Here is a 22,221-nt window from a genome sequence, read left to right on the forward strand (position 1 = left end):
CACAAAAAAACCCGGTTTACCGGGTTTTTTTGTGTTTGTTTAAAACTGAATTGACTGCAATACTAACCCTAACAACCTAGTGAAGTAACAACTCCCCTTCATGCATCCAGTCAAAGCCTTGTCTAACCCAGCGTTCAATATTTAAAATCAACTCAGGATCGTTCAAACCCATTTTTTGAGCAATCAAAAATACCTTATCTTGCTCTTCTGGACCAAAATGACCATCTTTATATGCGATTTTAATCAGCTCTTGCAAAGTGACAACTTTGGCTAACTTACTATCCATCACCCCCAACAAATCAGTCACCGATAAATGAGTTTTATCTAATTCAAAAGGGATAGAATAAGCGTCGCTATAGTCTTTTAAATACTGCAACTCTTCTTCTGAAACATCATTATCCACTGCAGCGGTCATGACGGCTAAATCAAACAACGCTTGACGTTGCTCATGTGTTAATCGATCAACAAACATGTAAAACCCCCATTTAATTATCGTTTCTCTATCTGCTCAACATCACGGACGGCACCAAAAGCCGCACTGGTCGTCATGGCGGCATAGGCTCTAAGGGCCGGACTAATATGACGAGGACGACTTTCTTGCGGCTTCCAGGCTTTAACTCCTTTTGCCTCCATCAGCTGACGCCGCTGGGACAACTCATAGTCAGTTAGTTTGACATTAATCGACCGATTAGGAATATCAATTTCAATAATATCACCCGCTTCGATTAAGCCAATATTACCGCCTTCAGCCGCCTCCGGTGACGCGTGCCCAATGGATAAACCTGATGTGCCTCCAGAAAAACGACCGTCAGTTAACAGAGCGCACTCTTTTCCAAGCCCTTTAGACTTCAAGTAACTGGTCGGGTAAAGCATTTCTTGCATACCCGGTCCGCCTTTTGGTCCTTCGTAACGGATTATGACAACATCACCCGACTTTACTTCATTAGCTAGAATACCCGCCACGGCTGTGTCTTGGCTTTCATAGATACGCGCTGGGCCACTAAATTTAAAAATTTCTTCATCAACGCCGGCCGTTTTAACAATACAACCATCTTGTGCAATATTGCCAAATAAAACGGCTAACCCGCCATCTTTTGTATAAGCATGTTCAACCGAACGAATGCAGCCATTCTCATCATCGGTATCAAGTGTTTTCCAACGTTTAGATTGACTAAAGGCTTGGGTTGTACGCACATTACCCGGAGCGGCTTTATAAAAAGTTTGAACCGATTCTGATGGTTCCCGACTAATATCCCATAACTCAATTGCGGCACCCAATGTTGAAGCATGCACGGTATAAGTAGAGGTATCAATTAAGCCACCTCGATCTAACTCGCCCAACAAACGCATAATGCCGCCGGCACGATGCACATCTTCCATATGATAGTTCTTGGAGTTGGGTGCTACTTTGGCTAAGCAAGGTATTTTCCTGGAAACTTCATCCATATCAGCCATCGTAAATTTGACATCCGCTTCATGCGCAATGGCTAATAAATGCAGAACAGTGTTGGTTGAACCGCCCATCGCCACATCCAAAGCCATCACATTCTGAAATGCCGAAAAAGTCGCGATTGATCTAGGCAATACACGATCATTATCCTGCTCATAATATTCTTTGGCGATTTCAACAATACGACGCCCAGCCTCTTCAAACAAATGCTTGCGATCCGCATGCGTGGCCAGCATTGAACCATTACCCGGTAAGGCCACACCTAAGGCTTCGGCCAAACAATTCATTGAGTTTGCGGTAAACATACCTGAGCAAGATCCACAAGTTGGGCAAGCCGAAATCTCAACATCATGAATATCTTGATCTGAACAAGAATCGTCAGCGGCCATCACCATGGCATCCACTAAATCAAGTTTAATTTCTTGGCCGCCTAACACAGTTTTACCCGACTCCATAGGTCCACCAGACACAAAAATGGTTGGAATGTTTAATCGCATCGCTGCCATCAGCATGCCGGGCGTGATTTTATCGCAGTTAGAGATACAGACCAATGCATCGGCACAATGCGCATTCACCATATACTCAACTGAGTCGGCAATTAAATCGCGTGACGGCAAAGAATACAGCATGCCATCGTGTCCCATTGCAATGCCATCATCGACAGCAATCGTATTGAACTCTTTTGCCACGCCACCGGCTTCTTCGATGACACCCGCTACCAGTTGCCCCATGTCTTTTAAGTGCACATGTCCCGGTACAAACTGGGTAAATGAATTCGCAATCGCAATAATCGGCTTTCCAAAATCTTCAGTTTTCATACCGGTTGCACGCCATAATGCACGTGCCCCAGCCATATTTCGACCATGAGTACTGGTTTTAGAACGATAAACGGGCATAGTGACTCCTTTAAAATTCGATTTAGAAGACTAAAGAGGCGATAAACATAAGTTTTCCCACTGGCTTTAGCCTGTTTGCTATACTTCTTTCAATTAATTAACAATATTTTCTCATAACTGCCAAACCATGATGAAACAATCTGATTCTGATTTTTTAAACTGCCTACGCCAATCTTCTGGCTATATTCAACTGCATCGCGGTAAGACTTGTGTTATTTACCTGCCAGGCGAACTGATTGTCCAATCTAGCAACCTACAACAGTTTGCCGAAGATATTGGCCACTTACATGCACTTGGTTTAAAAATTGTGCTGGTAATGGGTGCGTCTCCGCAAATTAATCAAGCCTTAGCCGCGACCGATATTAATTGGCAGAACCACCAACAGTTCCGTATTACCTCTGTCGAGATGTTGCCAGCCTTACAGCGCACCATTGGTCAGGTTCGCAGTCAACTTGAAGCCGCCTTTAGTCGCCAGCAAACCGCCACTAACCAACCCTTGAGTTTATGTTCTGGTAACTGGGTTATTGCCCAACCCAAAGGTGTGATTGATGGCGTTGACTTTCAACACACAGGACAGACCCGTAAAATAAATAAGCACGCCATTCGTGCTATTTTAGACTCTGAACAAATAGCGCTACTGACCCCACTTGCTTATTCTCTTACAGGTGAAGTCTTTAACCTGAACACTCTAGAACAAGCTTGCAGCGTGGCTAATAAACTAGAAGCTGATAAACTATTGATTTATACCAACCCAGATCAAATGCAATCTCTACCTCATCAATTAAGCTTAACGGAGTTAAAAAACTGGCGTAGCTTAAATGATGAGCAAGCACAATTAATTGAGCAACTTATTCATCACGCCACAAAAGTTAAACGCATTCACTTAATGAATGAATCCGATCCGGGTAGCTTGCTCATCGAGCTTTTTAGCCGTGACGGAATTGGTACCTTAGTTTTTACTGACCGATACCACCAAATTCGTCCAGCCAACATTGAAGATGTCAGTGGCATTATTGATCTGATCAGTCCTTTGGAGTCTCAGGGCAAACTAGTTAAGCGCTCCAGAGAAAGACTCGAACTAGAAATTCAAAACTTCTCAGTAATAGAGCGTGATGGCCTTATTATTGGCTGCGGAGCACTCTATGCTTTTGAAGGTCAATCAGCAGAACTGGCTTGCTTAGCTATTGATCCCAACTATCAAGGTCAGGAGCTCGGCGAAGAATTACTTAAATACTTAGAAAACTCTGCTCTGAAAGCTGGCTTAACACAGCTATTTTTACTGACTACTCATACCCAACACTGGTTTATTGAACATGGTTTTAATCCTGGCTCACTTGAGCATCTCCCGCAAAGCCGCCAATCGCTTTATAATTATCAAAGGCAGTCTAAAGTGCTGATCAAAGAACTCAAACATGACTGAAAACAATCCGGTTCAACCCGTTAACCAAATAAAAGAACGTTTCCGTGGGTTTTTACCCATTGTAGTAGATGTGGAAACAGCCGGTTTTGAAGCCCAACACCATGCACTTTTAGAAGTCGCCATCATGACTTTAAAAATGGATGAGCAAGGCTTACTGGTTCCAGACACACTCTATCAACAAAACATCCTGCCGTTTGAAGGCTCAAAACTTGATCAAAGCGCGCTTAAATTTATCGGTATTGATGATCCATACCATCCTTTTAGACAAGCCAAAAGCGAACGCGTCGCGTTAGAACAACTTTTTGCTCCGATTCGAACCAAAATCAAACAAACGGGTTGCACCCGAGCGATTTTAGTTGGGCATAACGCGATGTTTGATTTAAATTTTATTAAACATGCGTCTGATCGTACCAAAGTTAAATCGCCTTTCCACCAGTTTAGTACTTTCGACACGGTGTCCTTATCAGGCCTGGTGTATGGCGAAACCGTGCTTAGCAAGGCGGTACAAGCGGCGGGCTTTGACTGGGATAACAAACTGGCTCATAGTGCCGCTTACGACACCGAGAAAACCGCTCAACTATTTTGTAAAATAGTTAACCAATGGCCGCTTGTTAAGCCCCAAAACCATGATTCAGACACGCTATAAATAAACATGCCAAGCATTAAAACCAATGCATGGCAATTTTTTAAATGTCGTTTTAAGCTTGAACTTTAGCGTTGGCCTCAGCCATCATCTTTTTCAGCTCACCAGATTCCGCTAACTCTAACGTAATATCACACCCGCCCTGCAGCTCGCCATCAATATAGAGCTGTGGAAAAGTCGGCCAATCTTGGTACTTAGGCAAAAACTCGTAAATCGCTTGATCGGCTAATACATTCACAAAGGCAAACTTCTCAGTTGTTTCAACTAAGGCTGCGGCAGTACGGCTAGAAAAGCCACAAGAAGGCATTTGTGGGGTGCCTTTCATATACAAAACAACCGGATTGTTTTTAACTTGTTCATCAATTTTAGCTAATACTTCTGTTTCAATTGCTTGTGCATCCATTAAAAACTCCTAATTCCTAGTAAATGGGTTGGTTATTATAACGTGTTTTAAACTGTTTTGTGATTTGTATAAGGGTCAACGTTACGTTGCAACCAAAGTTCTAGCAAGGCACAGTGCCATAACTTACTGCCTTTAATCGCGGTGAAACTCTCTGGCGCCTCTGGGTTATCCAATAAATTTTGCACATAGTCCGGATTAAACAGTCGACGTTCTTGTGCACGCGGGCTAGTTAAAACCCCTTTCATAAACTCATAAAATTCGCCACGCACATATTTAAGTGCCGGCATGGGGAAATAGCCTTTTGGTCGATCAATCACTTCGTCAGGCACTAAACCACGCGATATACGTTTCAATAGGGTTTTGCCACCGTCTTCTAATTTTAGCTCAGGTGGCGCACTCATTACGGCTTCGACGAGTTGATGATCTAGAAAAGGCACACGCGCTTCAAGACCCCAAGCCATCGTCATATTATCGACTCGCTTAACTGGATCATCGACAATTAAGGTAGTCGCATCTAAGCGTAACACCTGATCCAAAAACGTATCCGCACCCGGCTCAGTTAAACGATCTTGAATATAGTGTGAGGTGACGTCGGCTATATGAAAACGCGCATCGACGGCTTCAAGCCACTCAGCATGTGATCGGTCAAAATAAAGTGGCGCAAAGCGTTCTAGTTCACTACCTTCGGCTTGTACCATTTGCGGATACCAAAAATAACCGCCAAACACTTCATCCGCACCTTGACCGGACATCACTACCTTAACGTCTTTTGAAACCTGTTCAGATAATAAATAAAACGCGACCGCGTCTTGCCCCACCATTGGTTCGGACATCGCATCAATGGCTTCCGGCAAACGCGGTAATACCTGAGCATTAGGCACCACATATTTATGATGTTTGGTTTGATAACGTTCAACAACCAGGTCTGAATACTCAAACTCCGAACCTTTTTCTTCCGGCGCATCTTCAAACCCAATTGAAAAGGTATGTAAATCTTGCGCGCCTGCTTCGGCTAATAAGGCCACGATCAAACTCGAATCCAAGCCACCCGACAATAACACTCCGACCGGTACATCTGCGGCATCCAAACGTTTCATTACCGCTTGCTGTAATAAATCATGCGTTTGTGACAACCAGGCCTGGTGGTCTTTAGATGGGGCTGAATCCGTTGGGCGTTGCGCATTTAATGACCAATAACGTTTGTTAAACATCTGACCATCTGGGTTCACCACCAACCAATGACCCGGCTCTAGTTTTTTAATACCTTTAAGAATGGTATGAGGTGCGGGGATAACCGCATGCAAGGTAAGTTGAAAATGCAAACCAATTGGATCTACGTCGGTATCCACACCACCCGCCGCTAGTAACGCTTGGGTATTGGAGGCAAAACGCACGCCACCTTCTATCACCGAGTAATACAAGGGTTTAATGCCGAATCTATCCCGCGCCATCAATAATTGCTCATGATGATCATCCCAAATGGCAAACGCAAACATGCCTTCAAACCGGCTGGTGCATTCCATGCCCCACTGACGGTAAGCCTTTAAAATGACTTCGGTATCGGAGTGAGACTTAAATTCCTGACCCAACGATATCAATTCGGCTCGCAACGCTTTGTAGTTATAAATGCAACCATTAAAGACTAAACTCAACTCATGGTCACGCATCGGTTGATGCCCAGCCGAGCTCAAATCTATAATGGATAAACGTCTGTGACCAAAACCCACCTGGTTTTGAGTCCAGAGCCCGCCGTCATCTGGCCCACGTTTTTCCAGTTTGGCCATCATCGTTTTTAGGGTTTGCTCTTTAGCTGGCTCACCCTGCCACAAAAACTCTCCGCATATTCCGCACATGGACTTCTCTTAAAGATTTAAAATAAGGTTTTAATTGTACCGATTCATAAAAATAATGCCATTAATCCATGCCTCTCACATTCTGGTTTCGAGCTTAAAAAAAGCCGCCCGCTTAAAAACTCGGCTGGATCAGCAAGACCTAAGTTTTGAACAAGCGGTTGAACGTTATTCGGACTGTCCGTCCAAAGCCCATGCCGGTGATCTAGGCTGGTTTGCACCTGGCGTTTTACCAGCCAAGTTTGAACAAGCCGCCTGGCATGCACCGCTCCGACAAATCAGTGAACCCTGTGAAACCGAATTCGGCTGGCACTTGTTTTGGATTCATGAAAAAACCAACCCATAAACTAACCGGTTGTTTCGTATTTATGCTAACATCCCTTAACCTATTGAAAAGTTAGACACTATGCATAAATACCTTATTTTAGCGCTCTGTAACCTGTTGTTGTTTTCCGTAGCCGCACAAGCAAAACAAGTCACATTACAGGCGTCTGAAGACCACGTACCAGGCCAAGCGCGCTACCTGGATAATGGCCAAGCTCAGCCGGCTATTTTAATCTTGCATGGCTTCTCTGCCACTCACCATTACCCGACGGTTCAAGCTCTACAGGATTATTTCAATCTCAGTGGTTACACCACCCTCGCCCCTACTTTATCATTACAAATTCCGCTTCGCAGCCAACCGGTTCAGTGCAACAGTTTACACACTCATACTCTGCAACAAGACATAGCGGAAGTGAGTGCTTGGATTGGTTGGCTGGAGCAACAAGGTCACAACCAAATCATTCTGATCGGTCACTCTAGTGGTAGCCAAACCCTGTTAGAAGCGATGATTCCACACGCCCCTCAGTCGGTTAAAGCATTAATATTAACGAGCTTGTTTTATTTAAGCGGTGACGAACTGGGCAGCCTTGAATCCGAAATCCAACTAGCTCAGGACTTATTAAAACAAGGCCAAAACGCCCCGCGTAAGTTTAACTTTTTATTTTGCCAAAGTGACTATCTCGCCACGCCTGAAAGCTATTTGTCTTACTTAAGCATCACACGTGCTCGAGTAATCGAAACCATCAACCAATTAAATATTCCAAGCTATAGTTTGATGGGATCAGCGGACACTCGATACAATCAAGTAGGCGAAACCTGGCTGAACGAACTCAATACCAGCCAAACCGAACTCAGGATTATTAAAGGAGCCAATCATTTTTTTACCGGTGAACATGAAGGTCAACTTCATGATCAAGTCGAAGCGATCATCAATCAGATAATCTTAAAATGAAGCGGTCTATTTCTGCAAAATATGTCTTAATTGGTTTTATGGTCGTCGCCTTGAGTTTGTTGCTTACCGCTAACTTTGGCTTATATTTTGAAGGTCAAAAAATTCAACAAAGTGTGCATGATACAGCGCAGATCGAAGCTCAAAAAGAATTGTTTTCAGCCATTGATCGCAATTTTAAGTCGATTGATCAACAGCTTAAAAAATTAACTGAATGGGACGAAGTTCATCAACAGCTTAACCAATCCAGCTACTATTATTATTGGCGCGATCAACGCCTTAAAGACAGCGAGTATTTTAAGCCCTATTATATTGAACTGGATATTTACCAAGCGGACAAATTAAAACTGTCTCACCTTGTTAAAGATCAACAGCTGGCAGCCGAGGCTTTACCAAAGCACTTAAATAGCCAGTCACGTTATTTTCTAATTCAACCACCTCACCATGATTATCTCATTGTCTCGCACGCGGTTTATTCAAGACAAGATCCCAGCCAAGTCATTGGTCACGTGGCCATCGCGATAGATTTTTTTGAGTTGCTTGCGCAAGATAACCAGTTTTATTATTTAGACTTTCCATATTTGCACTTCAATCGCAGTGGCTTTATTGGCATGCACCAGCTTAAAGACGCACTTGAATACCGAGCCATTTCAAACCCGGTCAGCGACCATCTATGGAATTTAATTGAAGGGTTTGTCGTTAAATTTGCGCTCATTATTCTAGCCACCACCCTCATAGTGTTTGGCTTTATAAAATTAATATTTTTAGATCCGTTACAAAAACTCAGTCTTTTTGTAAAAGGTTTACGCTCCCAAGCTCATGCTAATCAAACTGAAGTTCAAGCTAGCTTTGTTCTCGAAGAACATCAAAATTTACAGAAGCAATTAAGTGAATACCATCATGCCCTGCTGGATGCCCAGGCTCAACTAAGCCAACAGAACCAGAAGCTTTGGCAAATTTCACGCACGGACCCATTAACCGAAGTAGGTAACCGCCGTGCATTTGATGATGCCTGGCACGCTTTATTGCAACAATATGGCTCTCAACCTACCACCATTGCTTATATGCTATTTGACTGTGATCACTTCAAAGCTCTAAATGATACCTACGGACATCAAGTTGGAGATGAACTCATTAAAATTTCCGCCCAAACCTTGCAACGCAGTTTTCCGGCCGGACAAAACATTTATCGCATCGGCGGCGATGAGTTCGCCTCGTTGGTGGTGGATAAAACCGTTGATGAAGTCGAGCAAATTGCACAGAAAGCTTTGTCTGATCTTATTTCTTATCCTTTCGTACAGCTCGACATTAAAGAAAAAGTAAGCTTTAGTGTGGGGGTTGGTTATGCTGGCCACAATCAGGCTATCGAAAACATTGAAGTCTTGCCCAGACAAGCAGACATTGCGATGTACAAGGCCAAACATTCACCGCATAACAAAGTTCATTTTTATCAACATGGTCATGACACCAGTAATCAATCATTGGTGTCCAACAAACGTTTAAACCAAGTGCTAACAGCGGCTTACACAGGTCAAAATATCTGTCTTCACTATCAGCCCATTTTAAATATCAAAACCCAAGATATTTATTATGAAGCCTTGGTTCGACTGCAATTTGAAGACGAAACCGTTTTCCCATCCGATATTTTTACCATCATTGCACACCATCGCCTAGAAGTGGAACTTGACCAGCAGATTCTAAATTATCTATTATCGCAACTTCAACAGAAACGACTGCCAGCTAACATTGGTCTGTCGGTTAATATTTCGGCTAAAACCCTGCTGCAACCTTTTATTGTTGATTTATTCGAACCGTTTTTAGTTTATTTAAAACAGCACAAAATTGTGATTGAAATTACCGAAAGTATCTTGATTGAACACATTCAAGATGTGAGTTTTGTATTAAACAAACTACGTCGCCAAGGCTTTTTAATTGCATTAGATGACTTTGGAAGCGGTTACTCATCGATTCGTTACCTAGCCAATATGCCGGTGGATATTGTGAAATTTGACATGACTCTCACCCACGCCCTAAATGCCGACTTGAAAACCCAGCGTCTAATACAATCCACCGCCCATATGATACGGGAGGCTGGTTACGAACTGGTGATGGAAGGTGTGGAAACACAGCAACAATTAGAGCTTGCTACCCAGGCTGGAGCAACTAATATTCAAGGTTATTATATTGGCCGCCCAAACTTCAAACCCAATCCACCAGGCCTGGTGGCATGAAGTCACAAGTCATTGGTGTAACTGGCGGTATAGGCTCGGGCAAAAGCGCGTTGTGTGATTATTTTGCGCAGCTAGGTTACCCCGTGATCGATACCGATCAAATCGCGAAAGATATTGTCAAACCTAATCAACCAGGCCTGGTGGCTTTAATTAAGCAACTGGGTTCTGATTATTTGCAATCCAATGGCGAATTGGATCGAGCTAAACTACGAGACACTTTTTTTCAAGATCCACTTATCAAACAGCAAGTGGAAGCCACGCTTCACCCGCTAGTTCGCCAAACGGTTCGAGACCAAATTAACCAGCTACGAGGCCAGCATGCTCTTATTTTTGTTGCGATTCCGGTAATTCACCAGCTGAATCAGCCAGAATATCAATTAAACCGTGTGTTATTAGTGGAAGCTGAAGAAAATCAGCAGTTAGAGCGGGTAAAAAATCGAGACCAGCGCAGCCCCGAACAAATTAAGGTGATTATGCAACAACAAGCCACGCCGCAACAGCGACGCGCACTGGCGGATGATGTGATTGAAAACAAAGCGGGGTTAGACGATTTACATAACCAAGCCGATGCTTGGCTAAAACAAACCTTAAATCGGCTGGGGCCAGTAACCTGATATAGCCGCAATGCCTTGCGCACCATGTATTTTAGCCTCATCCCTATCCCGATCATTCAAACCGCCTAATGCAAACACAGGCACCGGAACCGATTCCGCCAACCTCGAAAACGTTTGCCAACCCAGGCCTGGTTCCCCCGGATGTGATGTCGTTTCTTTCACTGGCGAAACCAAGATAAAATCCGCACCCAGCTCTAACGCCTTAGCAATTTCAGCAGGGTTGTGGGTTGAAATACCCAACCATTTATCTTTGGGAATTGGTCGTTCCGTTAACGCCATAATCGCGGTAGAAGCTAACTGCAAACCATCGACTTGAGGTATATCTTGCAGCCACTCCGGTTTGGCATTCAACATTAATTTAGCACCGTGACCATGACACAAAGGTAAGGCTAATTTTGCTAACTTAATAAATTCATTTTTATCGAGTGTTTTGGCGCGTAATTGCACCAGTTTAATCCCATCAGCCAAAGCTGATTTTAAACGGCTTAAAGCATCATCAATATCATGAAAATTGCCAGATATCATATAACGATCCGGCAACTGAAGTGCGTTTACGATGCCTTTATTTGCGACCAACATACCGAATTTTTGCAGTTCATTAATCGCACACCATTCGAACTGATGGCCTTCATGAGCTTGCAGCTCACCCGTAAAATCATCGGTTATAAACACATGCAGTTGCACCTGCAAATTGCCATGATCCCAAGGATAAGAAATCAAAGGCTTCCAGCCTTGCGTGATTAAGCCAGTTTCTTCAACAAACTCACGCTTTAAGGCTTCAAGCGGTGTTTCGCCTGGTTCAATTTTACCACCCGGAAACTCCCATTCACCCGCATGCGATTGACGCGCTAAGCGCTGCCCAATTAAAACCTGCTTGTCTTTTATCAAACAACCGACCGATACCTGTATAAGCTTAGTTTCCATTAAGAACGATACTCAGCATTAATCTTCACATAATCATAAGAAAAGTCACAAGTCCAAACCGTCTCATCTGCATCACCACGATTCAATTCAATCCGCACCAAAATATCTTCCTGCTTCATCACCGCTTGGCCTTGCTCCTCGGTGTAACGGGATGCACGCCCACCGTTAGTTACAATACACACGTCACCTAAATAGATTTGAAGTTGATTAATATCCAAATCCACCAGGCCTGCTCGACCAACGGCGGCAAGAATACGCCCCCAGTTTGGGTCAGATGCAAACATCGCGGTTTTAACCAGTGGCGACAAGGCCACCGCATGCGCTACCTTTAAACATTCTTCTTCAGATTTACCGCCGTTTACTTCAACCGCAATAAATTTAGTAGCGCCTTCGCCATCTCGTACAATCATTTGCGCCAGTTCAGTCATTACCTGATTAATCGCCTGCGCAAACTGCTGATAAGCACTTGAGTTAGCATCCGTAATGCTCGGCATATCAACTTGCTGGGTCGCGCTTAAGGTACAGGCATCATTGGTTGAAGTATCACCATCCACCGTAATACGGTTAAATGATTTTTTAACTGCATATTGTAGACATTGTTCTAACGCGGTCTGGCTAATTTTGGCATCGGTTACCACAAATCCAAGCATGGTCGCCATGTTAGGATGAATCATACCCGAGCCTTTCGCCATACCAGTAATCGTAATATCATGCCCTTCAATATTAACCAAGCGACTCACCATTTTAGGCACAATATCGGTCGTCATAATACCCGCCATGGCTTGTGGCCAAGCGTCAATACTGCGATTTGCTAAGGCGTCCGGTAAGCCTTGTTGAATTTTCTGTATTGGCAATGGCTCACCGATTACCCCAGTCGAAAACGGCAGTACTTCTTCTAAAGTACAACCGAGTTCATCCGCCAACCACTGACAGGTTTGACGTGCATTCACCATACCAGCTTCGCCAGTGGCGGCATTGGCATTACCACTATTAATTAAAAACGCGCGTGGCGATTTAATTTTTAAATGTGCCTTTGCTAAGGTGACAGGGGCGGCGCAAGCCGCATTGGTTGTAAAGGTCGCGGCAGTTTTGGTGCCTTCTATCAACTCAATGATGACCAAGTCAGTTTTACCATTCTTTTTAATATTAGCGGCCGTCGCCCCTAAATAAACCCCAGCAACCGGGTGAATTAAGGGTAATTCATTTGATAAACCAACTGGCATAGACACCTCGTGTTAAATATAAATATAAATATTAACTTTATTATAAAACCAAAAAGGCCAGCAAATTAAGCTGGCCAGAATTTAAAACCGACGTATTGCGCGTCTGACCGAGATTAATCTAACTTACCACAACACTGCTTATATTTTTTACCCGATCCACAAGGACAGGGATCATTACGCCCTACTTTCGGTACGTCACGGCGGAAAGTATTTTGATCTTTTGCTTCGTTGTGCGCTGAAGCACTTGAAGATACTTTGTCGGCATCAGGGTGCGTCGCCTGGAGTTTTTGCTGCGCTTCTTCTTTTTGCTGCGCTTCAAAATTTGCTACATCTTCTTGGCTTTGCAACTGCACCCAAGACAACATCTTAACCGTTTCGCGCTTCACTTCACTCAAGAATATTTGAAAAAGCAAGGCTGATTCACGGCGGTATTCTTGAAACGGATCCTTTTGTGCAAAGCCGCGTAAGTGAATACCACGACGCAAATAATCCATCTCCGCTAGATGTTCACGCCATAACTTATCAATATTGCGCAACAACACCTCTTTTTCAAAATGTCCGAGGGTTTTTTCATCCACCACCGACATTTTTTGATTATAAGCTTCTGCAATAGCCTGTAAGATTTTGTCGCGTAAAGGTTCTTCATATAACGACTTATCTTCATCAAGCCAGGTTTGAACCGGAACGGTTACACCAAACTCTTCATGTAACGCGGTTTCCAACTCTGGAATACGCCATTGCTCATCTAGGCTGCCTGGCATAATGTATTGATCAATCACATCATTAACAATGTCGTCACGCATTAACTGAATTGTTTCACGAACTTCTTCGCTTTCCATCAGCTCGTTGCGTTGTTGATAAACCACTTTACGCTGTTCGTTGGAAATATCATCAAATTTTAAAAGGTTAGCACGTTCATCTTGGTGTAAACGTTCAACTTGTTTTTGCGCACGTTCAATTGATTTACTCACCATTGGGTGCTCAATCGCTTCGCCTTCTTGCATACCTAAACGACGCATCATATTTTTAACGCGTTCAGATGCAAAACGACGCATTAAATCATCATCTAGTGACAAGTAAAAACGCGTCACACCCGGATCACCTTGGCGACCTGAACGACCGCGTAGCTGATTATCAATTCGACGCGACTCATGGCGTTCAGAACCAATCACTTTCAAACCACCTAAGTCTAATATCAACTGGTGGCGTGTTTGCCAATCGGCTTTAACCTTGGCAATTTGTTCAGGTGTCGCATTTTCACCTAACTCGTCAATCTGCGCTTCAAGATTACCGCCTAACACGATATCCGTACCACGACCAGCCATATTAGTGGCGATTGTTACCGCGTTTGGCATACCGGCATTGGCAATAATGTGGGCTTCACGCTCATGTTGTTTAGCATTCAACACTTCATGCTTAATGCCGGCACGTGTAAATAAAGACGACAACATTTCAGACGACTCAATCGAAGCCGTACCGACTAAAATAGGCTGTCCAGTTTCATAGGTTTGCTTAACATCCTCAACCAATGAGTTAAATTTACTCTGCATATCGAGAAACACTAAGTCTGTTAAATCCTGACGGGCGGGTATCTTGTTTGATGGAATTACAACTACTTCTAGCTTGTAAGTAGACAAAAACTCACCCGCTTCGGTATCTGCTGTACCCGTCATGCCCGATAATTTGTTGTACTGACGGAAATAATTTTGGAAGGTAATGGAAGCAAACGTCTGGCTTTCATGCTGAATATCCACCTTTTCTTTCGCTTCAACCGCTTGGTGTAAACCTTCACCCCAGCGACGACCAATCATTTTACGACCGGTATGCTCATCAATGATGATGACTTCGCCATCTTCAACTATATAATCGCGGTTACGTTCAAACAACACATTCGCTCTTAAAGCCGCATTAACGTGAATCATTAATCCTATATTGGTCGAATCGTATAAACTATCGCCTTCTTTTAGTAGGCCCGTTTCTAACAACATATCTTCGATTTTTTCGTGACCTTCCTCAGTCAAAAACACCTGACGCGCTTTTTCATCAATGGTGTAATCGCCTGTCGTGGTTTTTTCGAGCTGATCTTCTTCACCTAGCTCTAGGTGTGCAATCAAGGGATTAATCTTGTGATAAATCTCCGCTTTGTTATCCGTTGGCCCCGAAATAATAAGCGGTGTACGCGCTTCATCAATTAGGATCGAATCAACTTCATCGATAATAGCGAATGACTGGCCACGCATGACTTTTTCTTCTTTATAGATCGCCATATTGTCACGCAGATAATCAAAACCAAATTCGTTGTTGGTGCCGTAAGTAATGTCCATCGAATAAGCCAATTGCTTTTCTTGATGACTTTGACCACTAACAATCACACCCGTACTCAAGCCTAAAAATTCAAACAGCTGTCCCATCCATTCCGCATCACGTTTTGCCAGGTAGTCGTTGACCGTAATGACATGCACACCCGAACCATTTAAGCCATTCAAATAAGCGGCTAAAGTGGCGACTAAGGTTTTACCTTCACCGGTACGCATCTCGGCAATACGACCATCATGCAATGCCATACCGCCGATCATCTGTACATCATAATGACGCATACCAAAAACACGTTTACCGGCTTCACGTACAACCGCAAAAGCTTCAGGTAAAATATCATCAAGTTTTTTTCCATCGGCTAATGCTTGTTTAAAAGCCGGCGTTTTTGCTTGCAAGGCTTCATCCGACAGTGCTTCCAACTCGGCTTCATATGCATTAATCTGAGCTATACGCTTTTGGTATTGTTTTAACAACCGCTCATTACGGCTGCCGAAAATCTTTTTGAAAATATCTACGAACATAATGGTTAATTACCTGAACTTTATTACCAGAGTCGTACTCAATAACAAACCAGTCACATTTTAAAAAAATGTTAACCGAAGATTCGCCGTTAAGTACCACGATCATTTAAAATGGGATTTATTCTACCATAGCTTAAAATCAACGCAGGCTTATTACACAGCATGAAACACCTACTAAAAGAACCCAGTTTAATGAAGCTTTTTCAGCAGGCCGAGCTTTACCAAGCCTTACTTGAACTAGGCCAATCCGCTTTGCCTGACAACCTAGTTAAGCACTTGGTTGGTGTAAGTATTGAACAGCAAACATTGGTTTGTTTAGTGAATGGCGCGAATTGGGCAAGCAAATTGCGTTTTTTTGAGCAGTCTTTATTACATCATTACGATCAGAACCTACCGCACCTTAAACTCAATCAAATCCACTTTAAGGTCATACTTGATTCAGGTAAACCTGCTCGCGTAAAAAGATCCGCGAATCGACCTGACGCCAAGTCCGCCGAGCAGATGATTAAACTCAGTGAAAACCTTCCCCCAAAGCTGGCGGACGCGTTAACTAAACTGAGTCAACGCGCCCAACCCAATAATGCGGTCGATTAGATAAATTTAGAGTAAAACTTTGCTGCTGCTAAAGTCGATAGGAAGCGGATCTGAATCACCCAAAGAAATCACCTCAAACGCATCAGACTGACTGAATAATTCACGCAACAATTGGTTATTTAACGCGTGGCCCGACTTATGCGCGGTAAACTCACCAATAATGGCATGCCCAGCCATAAACAAGTCACCGACGGCATCTAGAATTTTATGGCGTACAAATTCGTCTTTGTTGCGCAGCCCTTCTTTGTTCATTACTCCGGTATCATCTAGGCCAATTGCATTTTCTAAACTTGCACCTAAAGCTAACTGTCGCGAACGTAACATAGCCATATCACTCATAAAGCCAAAGGTACGCGCCCGACTGACTTCTTTAAAATAAGAGGTGGACGAAAAATCCAATGTCATGTTTTCCGCCGTTTGTTTAAACGCCGGATGATCAAACCTAATTGAGAAGTTCAATCGATAACCTTCATAAGGCTTAAATTCGGCCCAGCCACCGAGTTCATTTTCAACACGCACCGATTTTTTAATGCGGATATAACACTTATCCGCATCTTGAAATTCAATGCCCGCCGACTGCAGTAAGAAAATAAAATGCGAGGCACTGCCATCCATAATCGGAACTTCATCGGCATTTAAATCAATATATAAATTATCCATACCCACACCAGCCAAGGCCGACATCAGGTGCTCAATCGTTGCAATTTTGGCGCCCTGATTTAGAATGGTCGTGCATAACATCGTTTCACCCACAATATCGGGTGCCACCTTAAACTCAACCACCGGATCTAAATCCACACGACGAAACACAATCCCGGTATTTACCGGTGCGGGTCTTAGAGTCATGATTGCTTCATGCCCTGTATGTAATCCAACGCCCTTGGCTTTAATTGGATTAGCAATTGTTCTCTGCTTCACGCTTTTTCTCTATCTTATTAAATTCTTTTTATACAATTTGTTACACATTAAAAGCTGTTTGAAAACCAACTTTTCATGCGTTTTAACAAGGCTTTTTCATCGTTGAAGTTATAGCTATTGCTGCCAGTTTCTGGGGTAACAGGCATGTGATCGCGTGCATACATTAGCAAACCTACAGTAGTAGCAAAACTTGGACTGTTTACTTCCTCGGTTAAACCGCTAATACCATGAGGTAAACCTAAACGAACCGGCATATTAAATACTTCTTCTGCTAATTCAACCGCGCCTTCCACCAATGAGCTGCCCCCGGTTAATACCACACCCGCTGCAATCATGTCTTCAAACCCTGAGCGACGTAACTCGGCTTGAACCAATTGAAACAGTTCTTCGTATCGCGGCTCAACCACTTCAACCAATGTACGGCGCGACAAACAGCGAGCAGGGCGATCACCCACGCTGGGCACTTCAATTTCTTCATCTTTGGCTATCAGCTGGGGCAAAGCACAAGCATATTTACGTTTAATTTCTTCCGCCGCAGGTGTCGGTGTGCGCAAAGCCACCGCAATATCGTTGGTAACCTGATCACCCGCCACCGCAATCACCGATGAATGCCGAATCGCGCCTTGATAGAAAACCGCAATATCAGTGGTGCCACCACCGATATCAACTAAACACACGCCCAACTCTTTTTCATCTTCGGATAAGACGGCTTCACTTGACGCCAACTGCTCTAGAATAATGTCTTCAACTTTTAAACCACAACGCTGTACACATTTAGTAATGTTTTGCGCCGAGCTAACCGAACCCGTGACCATATGTACTTTAGCTTCTAAACGCACACCCGACATACCGACCGGTTCGTGAATGCCGTCTTGATTATCAATAATGTATTCTTGCGGCAAAATATGTAGAACTTTCTGGTCACCTGGAATCGCTTGGGTACGCGCTGCGTCAATAACCCGCTGAATGTCCTCTTCAGTGACTTCTTGATTTCGAATCGCAACCATACCATTTGAGTTGAAACTTTTGATATGGCTTCCGGCAATACCGACATAGACGGTTTGAGCCTGGTAGCCAGACATACGCTCGGCTTCATCAATGGCGCGTTGAATGGATTCAACGGTTGAGTCAATATTCACCACCACGCCTTTTTTAAGGCCTTTCGATGGGTGCGTCCCCATACCCAGAATCTCAATGCTACCATCGGGTTTCACCTTGCCGACAATTGCGGCAATTTTCGAAGTACCAATATCTAACCCAACAATAATATTTGAAGCCAGTTTTTTACGCGCCATAGTCTTCCAGTCTTCTTTACTTTAAAGCATCTGTGACGAAGGTGAGAACACCTTTACCGCCACGCCGTTGCTGTATCTCAAATCAAAGCTTTGTGCAGATTCTACCAGCTTTTTCGAAAGCATAGGATAAGCCTTCACAAAACGCGGCAACTTGGTGGTCCAATTGGCCGAATCTACAATTAAGTCTTGCCCAGTATCAAACTTTAATCGAAATACGCCATCTACCTGTTGAGACAAGCTGGTCACCTGCCAGTTTAAAGCCGATAAGTTTTGTTGAAATGTTTCCAAAACCGCCAACAAAGCCGGTACTTGCAGCCGATCCCCTTGTAGATGTATCAGGTGCTCAAAACCTTGCTGCGAAGCGGGACGAAAAATTTTACCTTGCTGACTAATCAAGTCCTTATCACCCCAGCGAGCAATTGGGTTATGCTCTTCAATGCTGATTTCTAAATAACCTGGCCAACTGCGTTTAATCGTCGCATTCTCAATCCAGTTAACCTGTTCCAATGAACGTTTAAGTTTGCTTAAATCGACCTCCCAAAACGATTGCGCCAAATAAGGCACCAAGGCTTCATCCACATCATCAAAACTAACATGCTGTAATGAATCGACAATGCTATAGGATAAATAGTCGACCCCGCGGGATTGCGAAAACAGCGAAAAATACAACGTACTTAACGCCGCTATAATCACCACAATGCTTACACCCCACTTGAGTTTTCGCAACGCTTATAATCCTCTAGTTTAATGATGTTTTCAGAATTTCAACCACCAGCTGTTCAAAACTTAAACCCATTACTTTAGCCGCTTTCGGCACCAGGCTATGATCGGTCATACCGGGTACCGTGTTTAATTCAATCAACCAGGCCTGGTGGTTATCATCCACCAATAAATCCATGCGCCCCCAGCCTTTTGCGCCCAACACATCGAAGCCGCGTAGCACTAATTGATCAATTTGGTTCTGCAAGTTTTGGCTAAGATTACAAGGGCAAATGTATTGCGTGTCGTTTGACTGATATTTAGCTGAATAGTCATAAAAATCGTGGGTGGTTTTTAGCTCTATGGTTGGCAAGACTTGGGCATTCAACACAGCAACGGTAAATTCGCGGCCTGTAATCCAACGTTCAATTAAAACTTCACTATCGTATTGCTGTGCAAACTCAACCGCTTGCTGCAATTCGTCTAACGTATAAACCTTACGCATGCCAATGCTTGAGCCTTCATGACAAGGTTTCACAATTAATGGAAACGTTAAATTAAAGTTTTCCAAGTCTAATGGCTGAAACTGACTAACCTGCACAAAATCTGGCGTAGATAAACCCGCGCCACGCCATAACCACTTGGTACGTAACTTATCCATAGCCAAAGCCGAGGCCGCCATTTGACTGCCGGTAAACGGCATATTTAAAGACTGCAATATGGCCTGAACTTGGCCATCTTCACCCCAACGGCCATGCAAAGCAATAAAGGCACGATCATAGTTTTGGCTAATCTCAACCAACTGTTCGAGCCGAGTTACATCCAACGCATAAGCATCCACTCCGGCAGCCTGAAGTGCTTGAGTTATTGCTTGACCACTGCGTAAAGAAACCTCACGTTCAGCGGCCACGCCACCCATTAAAACCGCTACTCGGCCAAATGATGTCATACTACACCTACTTGTTCTTGCCATTGCTTAGCCCATGTACCAATATCGCCCGCGCCCATCATTAAAACCACATCATTAGGCTGTAATAACTCTGGCGCAAGGTTTTGTAATTCATCAAACCCATCGACCAACACCAAATTTTGAGCACCACGCAAACGCATAGCTTGAATTAAGGCTTTAGAATCAAAGGCGGTTAACGGCGTTTCACCCGCCGCATACACATGGGTCAAAATCACTAGATCGGCCTGCATCAAGGAATGGACAAAATCTTCAAACAAATCACGTGTTCGGCTGTATCGATGCGGTTGAAAAACCAACACTAAACGTTGACCAGGAAAAGCCACTCTGGCGGTTGATAAGGTCGCGTTTAACTCGGTAGGGTGATGCCCATAGTCATCTACCAACGTAACATCATGACCACCAATTAAACGATTCGGATAAACTTCAAATCGACGGCCCACACCGGCAAACGCCATTAAAGCTTCATTAATCGCGCAAGGTTTCACACCCAATTCGAGAGCGACTGTAATCGCCGCTAACGCATTCTGAACATTATGTCGTCCAGGAATATTTAAGGTTACACTGAACTCTGAACCGTCTTTTAAACGTACACCGAACTGACTTTGAAGTCCGTGTGTTTTCACATTTACCGCACGCACATCCGCCTCTTCATTAAAGCCATAGGTGCGAGTTTTACGTAGCACATCTGGAAGCAACTTTTTAATGTTCTCATCATCCAGACACAACACCGCCAAACCATAAAACGGTAAACGGTTTATAAATTCATTATAGGTACTGACTAAACGAGAAAAATCACCTTGGTAGGTTTCCATGTGGTCCATGTCGATATTGGTGATCACCGACATCATAGGAGTCAGGTGTAGAAAAGAAGCATCCGATTCATCCGCTTCGGCCACTAAATAACGCCCTGAACCTAAGCGAGCATTACTACCAACTTGATTTAGTTTTCCGCCAATTACAAAGGTCGGGTCTAAGCCGCCGTGGGTTAAAATAGCGGCGGTTAAGCTGGTTGTGGTGGTTTTACCGTGCGTGCCGGCAATCGCAATGCCGAACCGCATGCGCATTAACTCGGCCAGCATTTCCGCGCGAGGAATCACCGGAATACGTTGTGACTTAGCCCAAACCACCTCCAAGTTATCCGACTGAATCGCGCTCGACACCACCAGCACATCAGCCGTTTTCATTAACGCTGGATCATGCCCAATTTGGACTCTAGCGCCCAAACTTTCTAAGCGGCTTACCGTCTGGTTGCGTTTGACGTCAGATCCTGAGACTTGGAAATCGAGATTTAGGCAGACTTCGGCAATACCGGCCATACCGACACCACCGATTCCAACAAAGTGGATTTGTTTTACTTGTTCTTTCATTAAAGCCCTACAAATTCAGAGAGTTCCAATCTAATTTGTGCTGAGTCATTACTCAATAAACACCCAATTCTGGAACACAAAAACTTTGCTTATAATAACAAACCTGGCCTCAACTAATCGAATAATTCTTTTTGAGAGTGCGTTTTTTTAAGTTTTATGGATTCAAAGTGTCAATTTTTATACGTTTAATAACTCTATTCACTTTAATTTAATAAAATCGGTATTTTCTCAGAATTCGATTCAGCCTGCTCACCGGGGGCGGCCACTGGTTGTGGGATCACCCAGTAATACTGAGCCAACACCGCCGCCAATTCGGAAGGCTGATGTAAAGGATCAGTAATTTCGACTGAACCGCCTGAACCTGTTTGCAAACTGCCCGCTTGTGAGGCGGCCTCAGCCAAAGCTAAGACTTCTTCACACCCCTCACCTTCTATAATCCGTGCCTCTGGATTCCACCAAAGTACTTTAGCTTGTCGATCGGTTGCGCCTGGTAACGGCATAAGTTCTAATTTAATCCAATCCAATGGTGCTTTTGACATGTCTCAAACCCTTTAATCATTTGGGCACCTCGATTAACCCCTGATTCATTCTGGCAACGCCAAGTTTTTCAGATC

20 protein-coding genes are annotated in these 22,221 nt (G+C 43.8%); 7 read left to right on the forward strand and 13 right to left on the reverse strand.

From position 1 onward, the window contains the following. Nucleotides 1-76: 76 nt before the first annotated feature. Both IBX48_RS01150 and ilvD read right to left on the reverse strand, forming a co-directional pair. The gene (locus IBX48_RS01150; protein ID WP_296829820.1) at nt 77-472 is read right to left on the reverse strand and encodes a TerB family tellurite resistance protein; all 396 of its coding nucleotides are present in this window, start codon (nt 470-472) and stop codon (nt 77-79) included. Nucleotides 473-489: 17 nt separating this feature from the next. Next, on the reverse strand, nt 490-2,346 hold the full coding sequence (gene ilvD / locus IBX48_RS01155; protein ID WP_296829822.1) for a dihydroxy-acid dehydratase: 1,857 nt from the start codon (nt 2,344-2,346) through the stop codon (nt 490-492). Between the two features lie 127 nt (nt 2,347-2,473). Here ilvD and argA point away from each other — a divergent pair, with 127 nt between their 5' ends. Next, the gene (gene argA, locus IBX48_RS01160; RefSeq protein ID WP_296829824.1) at nt 2,474-3,766 is read left to right on the forward strand and encodes an amino-acid N-acetyltransferase; all 1,293 of its coding nucleotides are present in this window, start codon (nt 2,474-2,476) and stop codon (nt 3,764-3,766) included. Further along, a complete protein-coding gene (gene rnt / locus IBX48_RS01165; protein WP_296829826.1) occupies nt 3,759-4,412 on the forward strand; it encodes a ribonuclease T in 654 nt (217 codons plus the stop codon). Before argA ends, rnt begins: the two co-directional genes overlap by 8 nt. Nucleotides 4,413-4,464: 52 nt before the next feature. Here rnt and grxD read toward each other — a convergent pair whose 3' ends face one another. Together grxD and IBX48_RS01175 are read right to left on the reverse strand one after the other, a co-directional pair. Continuing rightward, the gene (gene grxD, locus IBX48_RS01170; protein ID WP_296829828.1) at nt 4,465-4,812 is read right to left on the reverse strand and encodes a Grx4 family monothiol glutaredoxin; all 348 of its coding nucleotides are present in this window, start codon (nt 4,810-4,812) and stop codon (nt 4,465-4,467) included. 47 nt (nt 4,813-4,859) lie between these two features. Then, nucleotides 4,860-6,665: an N-acetylglutaminylglutamine amidotransferase gene (locus IBX48_RS01175; RefSeq protein WP_296829830.1), complete on the reverse strand. Its 1,806-nt coding sequence runs from the start codon at nt 6,663-6,665 to the stop codon at nt 4,860-4,862. 55 nt (nt 6,666-6,720) lie between these two features. Between IBX48_RS01175 and IBX48_RS01180 the strand changes: the two genes are divergently transcribed. The 4 genes from IBX48_RS01180 to coaE are packed head-to-tail and all read left to right on the forward strand — an operon-like array spanning nt 6,721 to nt 10,780. Then, nucleotides 6,721-7,008 carry a peptidylprolyl isomerase gene (locus tag IBX48_RS01180; protein WP_296829832.1) on the forward strand — a complete coding sequence of 96 codons (288 nt, stop codon included), beginning with the start codon at nt 6,721-6,723 and terminating at the stop codon, nt 7,006-7,008. A gap of 60 nt (nt 7,009-7,068) precedes the next feature. Then, nucleotides 7,069-7,938, forward strand: coding sequence for an alpha/beta hydrolase (locus IBX48_RS01185; protein ID WP_296829834.1), 870 nt, complete (start codon nt 7,069-7,071; stop codon nt 7,936-7,938). Further along, nucleotides 7,935-10,166 carry a bifunctional diguanylate cyclase/phosphodiesterase gene (locus tag IBX48_RS01190; RefSeq protein WP_296829836.1) on the forward strand — a complete coding sequence of 744 codons (2,232 nt, stop codon included), beginning with the start codon at nt 7,935-7,937 and terminating at the stop codon, nt 10,164-10,166. Before IBX48_RS01185 ends, IBX48_RS01190 begins: the two co-directional genes overlap by 4 nt. Beyond that, on the forward strand, nt 10,163-10,780 hold the full coding sequence (gene coaE, locus IBX48_RS01195; RefSeq protein ID WP_296829838.1) for a dephospho-CoA kinase: 618 nt from the start codon (nt 10,163-10,165) through the stop codon (nt 10,778-10,780). Before IBX48_RS01190 ends, coaE begins: the two co-directional genes overlap by 4 nt. Here coaE and IBX48_RS01200 read toward each other — a convergent pair. The 3 genes from IBX48_RS01200 to secA all read right to left on the reverse strand — a co-directional run bounded on the left by IBX48_RS01200 (nt 10,754) and on the right by secA (nt 15,764). Beyond that, on the reverse strand, nt 10,754-11,704 hold the full coding sequence (locus IBX48_RS01200; protein ID WP_296829841.1) for a Nudix family hydrolase: 951 nt from the start codon (nt 11,702-11,704) through the stop codon (nt 10,754-10,756). The genes coaE and IBX48_RS01200 overlap by 27 nt on opposite strands. Further along, nucleotides 11,704-12,927 (reverse strand): bifunctional glutamate N-acetyltransferase/amino-acid acetyltransferase ArgJ, encoded by a 1,224-nt coding sequence (gene argJ / locus IBX48_RS01205; RefSeq protein WP_296829843.1) that lies wholly within the window; start codon nt 12,925-12,927, stop codon nt 11,704-11,706. The genes IBX48_RS01200 and argJ overlap by 1 nt, the downstream gene beginning before the upstream one ends. A gap of 113 nt (nt 12,928-13,040) precedes the next feature. Then, a complete protein-coding gene (secA, locus tag IBX48_RS01210; protein WP_296829846.1) occupies nt 13,041-15,764 on the reverse strand; it encodes a preprotein translocase subunit SecA in 2,724 nt (907 codons plus the stop codon). A 162-nt stretch (nt 15,765-15,926) separates the two neighbouring features. On the opposite strand from secA, the gene IBX48_RS01215 reads away from it, so the two are divergent. Next, the gene (locus tag IBX48_RS01215; protein WP_296829848.1) at nt 15,927-16,358 is read left to right on the forward strand and encodes a DciA family protein; all 432 of its coding nucleotides are present in this window, start codon (nt 15,927-15,929) and stop codon (nt 16,356-16,358) included. Between the two features lie 6 nt (nt 16,359-16,364). On the opposite strand, the gene lpxC is transcribed toward IBX48_RS01215, so the two are convergent. The 6 genes from lpxC to IBX48_RS01245 form a co-directional block, all read right to left on the reverse strand. Further along, a complete protein-coding gene (gene lpxC / locus IBX48_RS01220; protein ID WP_296829850.1) occupies nt 16,365-17,276 on the reverse strand; it encodes a UDP-3-O-acyl-N-acetylglucosamine deacetylase in 912 nt (303 codons plus the stop codon). A gap of 47 nt (nt 17,277-17,323) precedes the next feature. Beyond that, the gene (ftsA, locus tag IBX48_RS01225) at nt 17,324-18,571 is read right to left on the reverse strand and encodes a cell division protein FtsA (RefSeq protein WP_296829852.1); all 1,248 of its coding nucleotides are present in this window, start codon (nt 18,569-18,571) and stop codon (nt 17,324-17,326) included. 21 nt (nt 18,572-18,592) lie between these two features. After that, complete coding sequence (locus tag IBX48_RS01230; RefSeq protein WP_296829855.1) at nt 18,593-19,297, reverse strand: FtsQ-type POTRA domain-containing protein; 705 nt, start codon at nt 19,295-19,297, stop codon at nt 18,593-18,595. A gap of 13 nt (nt 19,298-19,310) precedes the next feature. After that, entirely contained in the window at nt 19,311-20,219 is a 909-nt protein-coding gene (locus IBX48_RS01235; RefSeq protein ID WP_296829857.1) for a D-alanine--D-alanine ligase, read from the reverse strand. Continuing rightward, the gene (gene murC / locus IBX48_RS01240; protein ID WP_296829859.1) at nt 20,216-21,607 is read right to left on the reverse strand and encodes a UDP-N-acetylmuramate--L-alanine ligase; all 1,392 of its coding nucleotides are present in this window, start codon (nt 21,605-21,607) and stop codon (nt 20,216-20,218) included. Before murC ends, IBX48_RS01235 begins: the two co-directional genes overlap by 4 nt. A gap of 203 nt (nt 21,608-21,810) precedes the next feature. Beyond that, nucleotides 21,811-22,146, reverse strand: a complete 336-nt coding sequence (locus IBX48_RS01245; protein ID WP_296829861.1) for a hypothetical protein — start codon at nt 22,144-22,146, stop codon at nt 21,811-21,813. Nucleotides 22,147-22,221: the final 75 nt, after the last annotated feature.

Source organism: Thiomicrospira sp., from assembly GCF_014859555.1.
GTDB lineage: Bacteria > Pseudomonadota > Gammaproteobacteria > Thiomicrospirales > Thiomicrospiraceae > Thiomicrospira.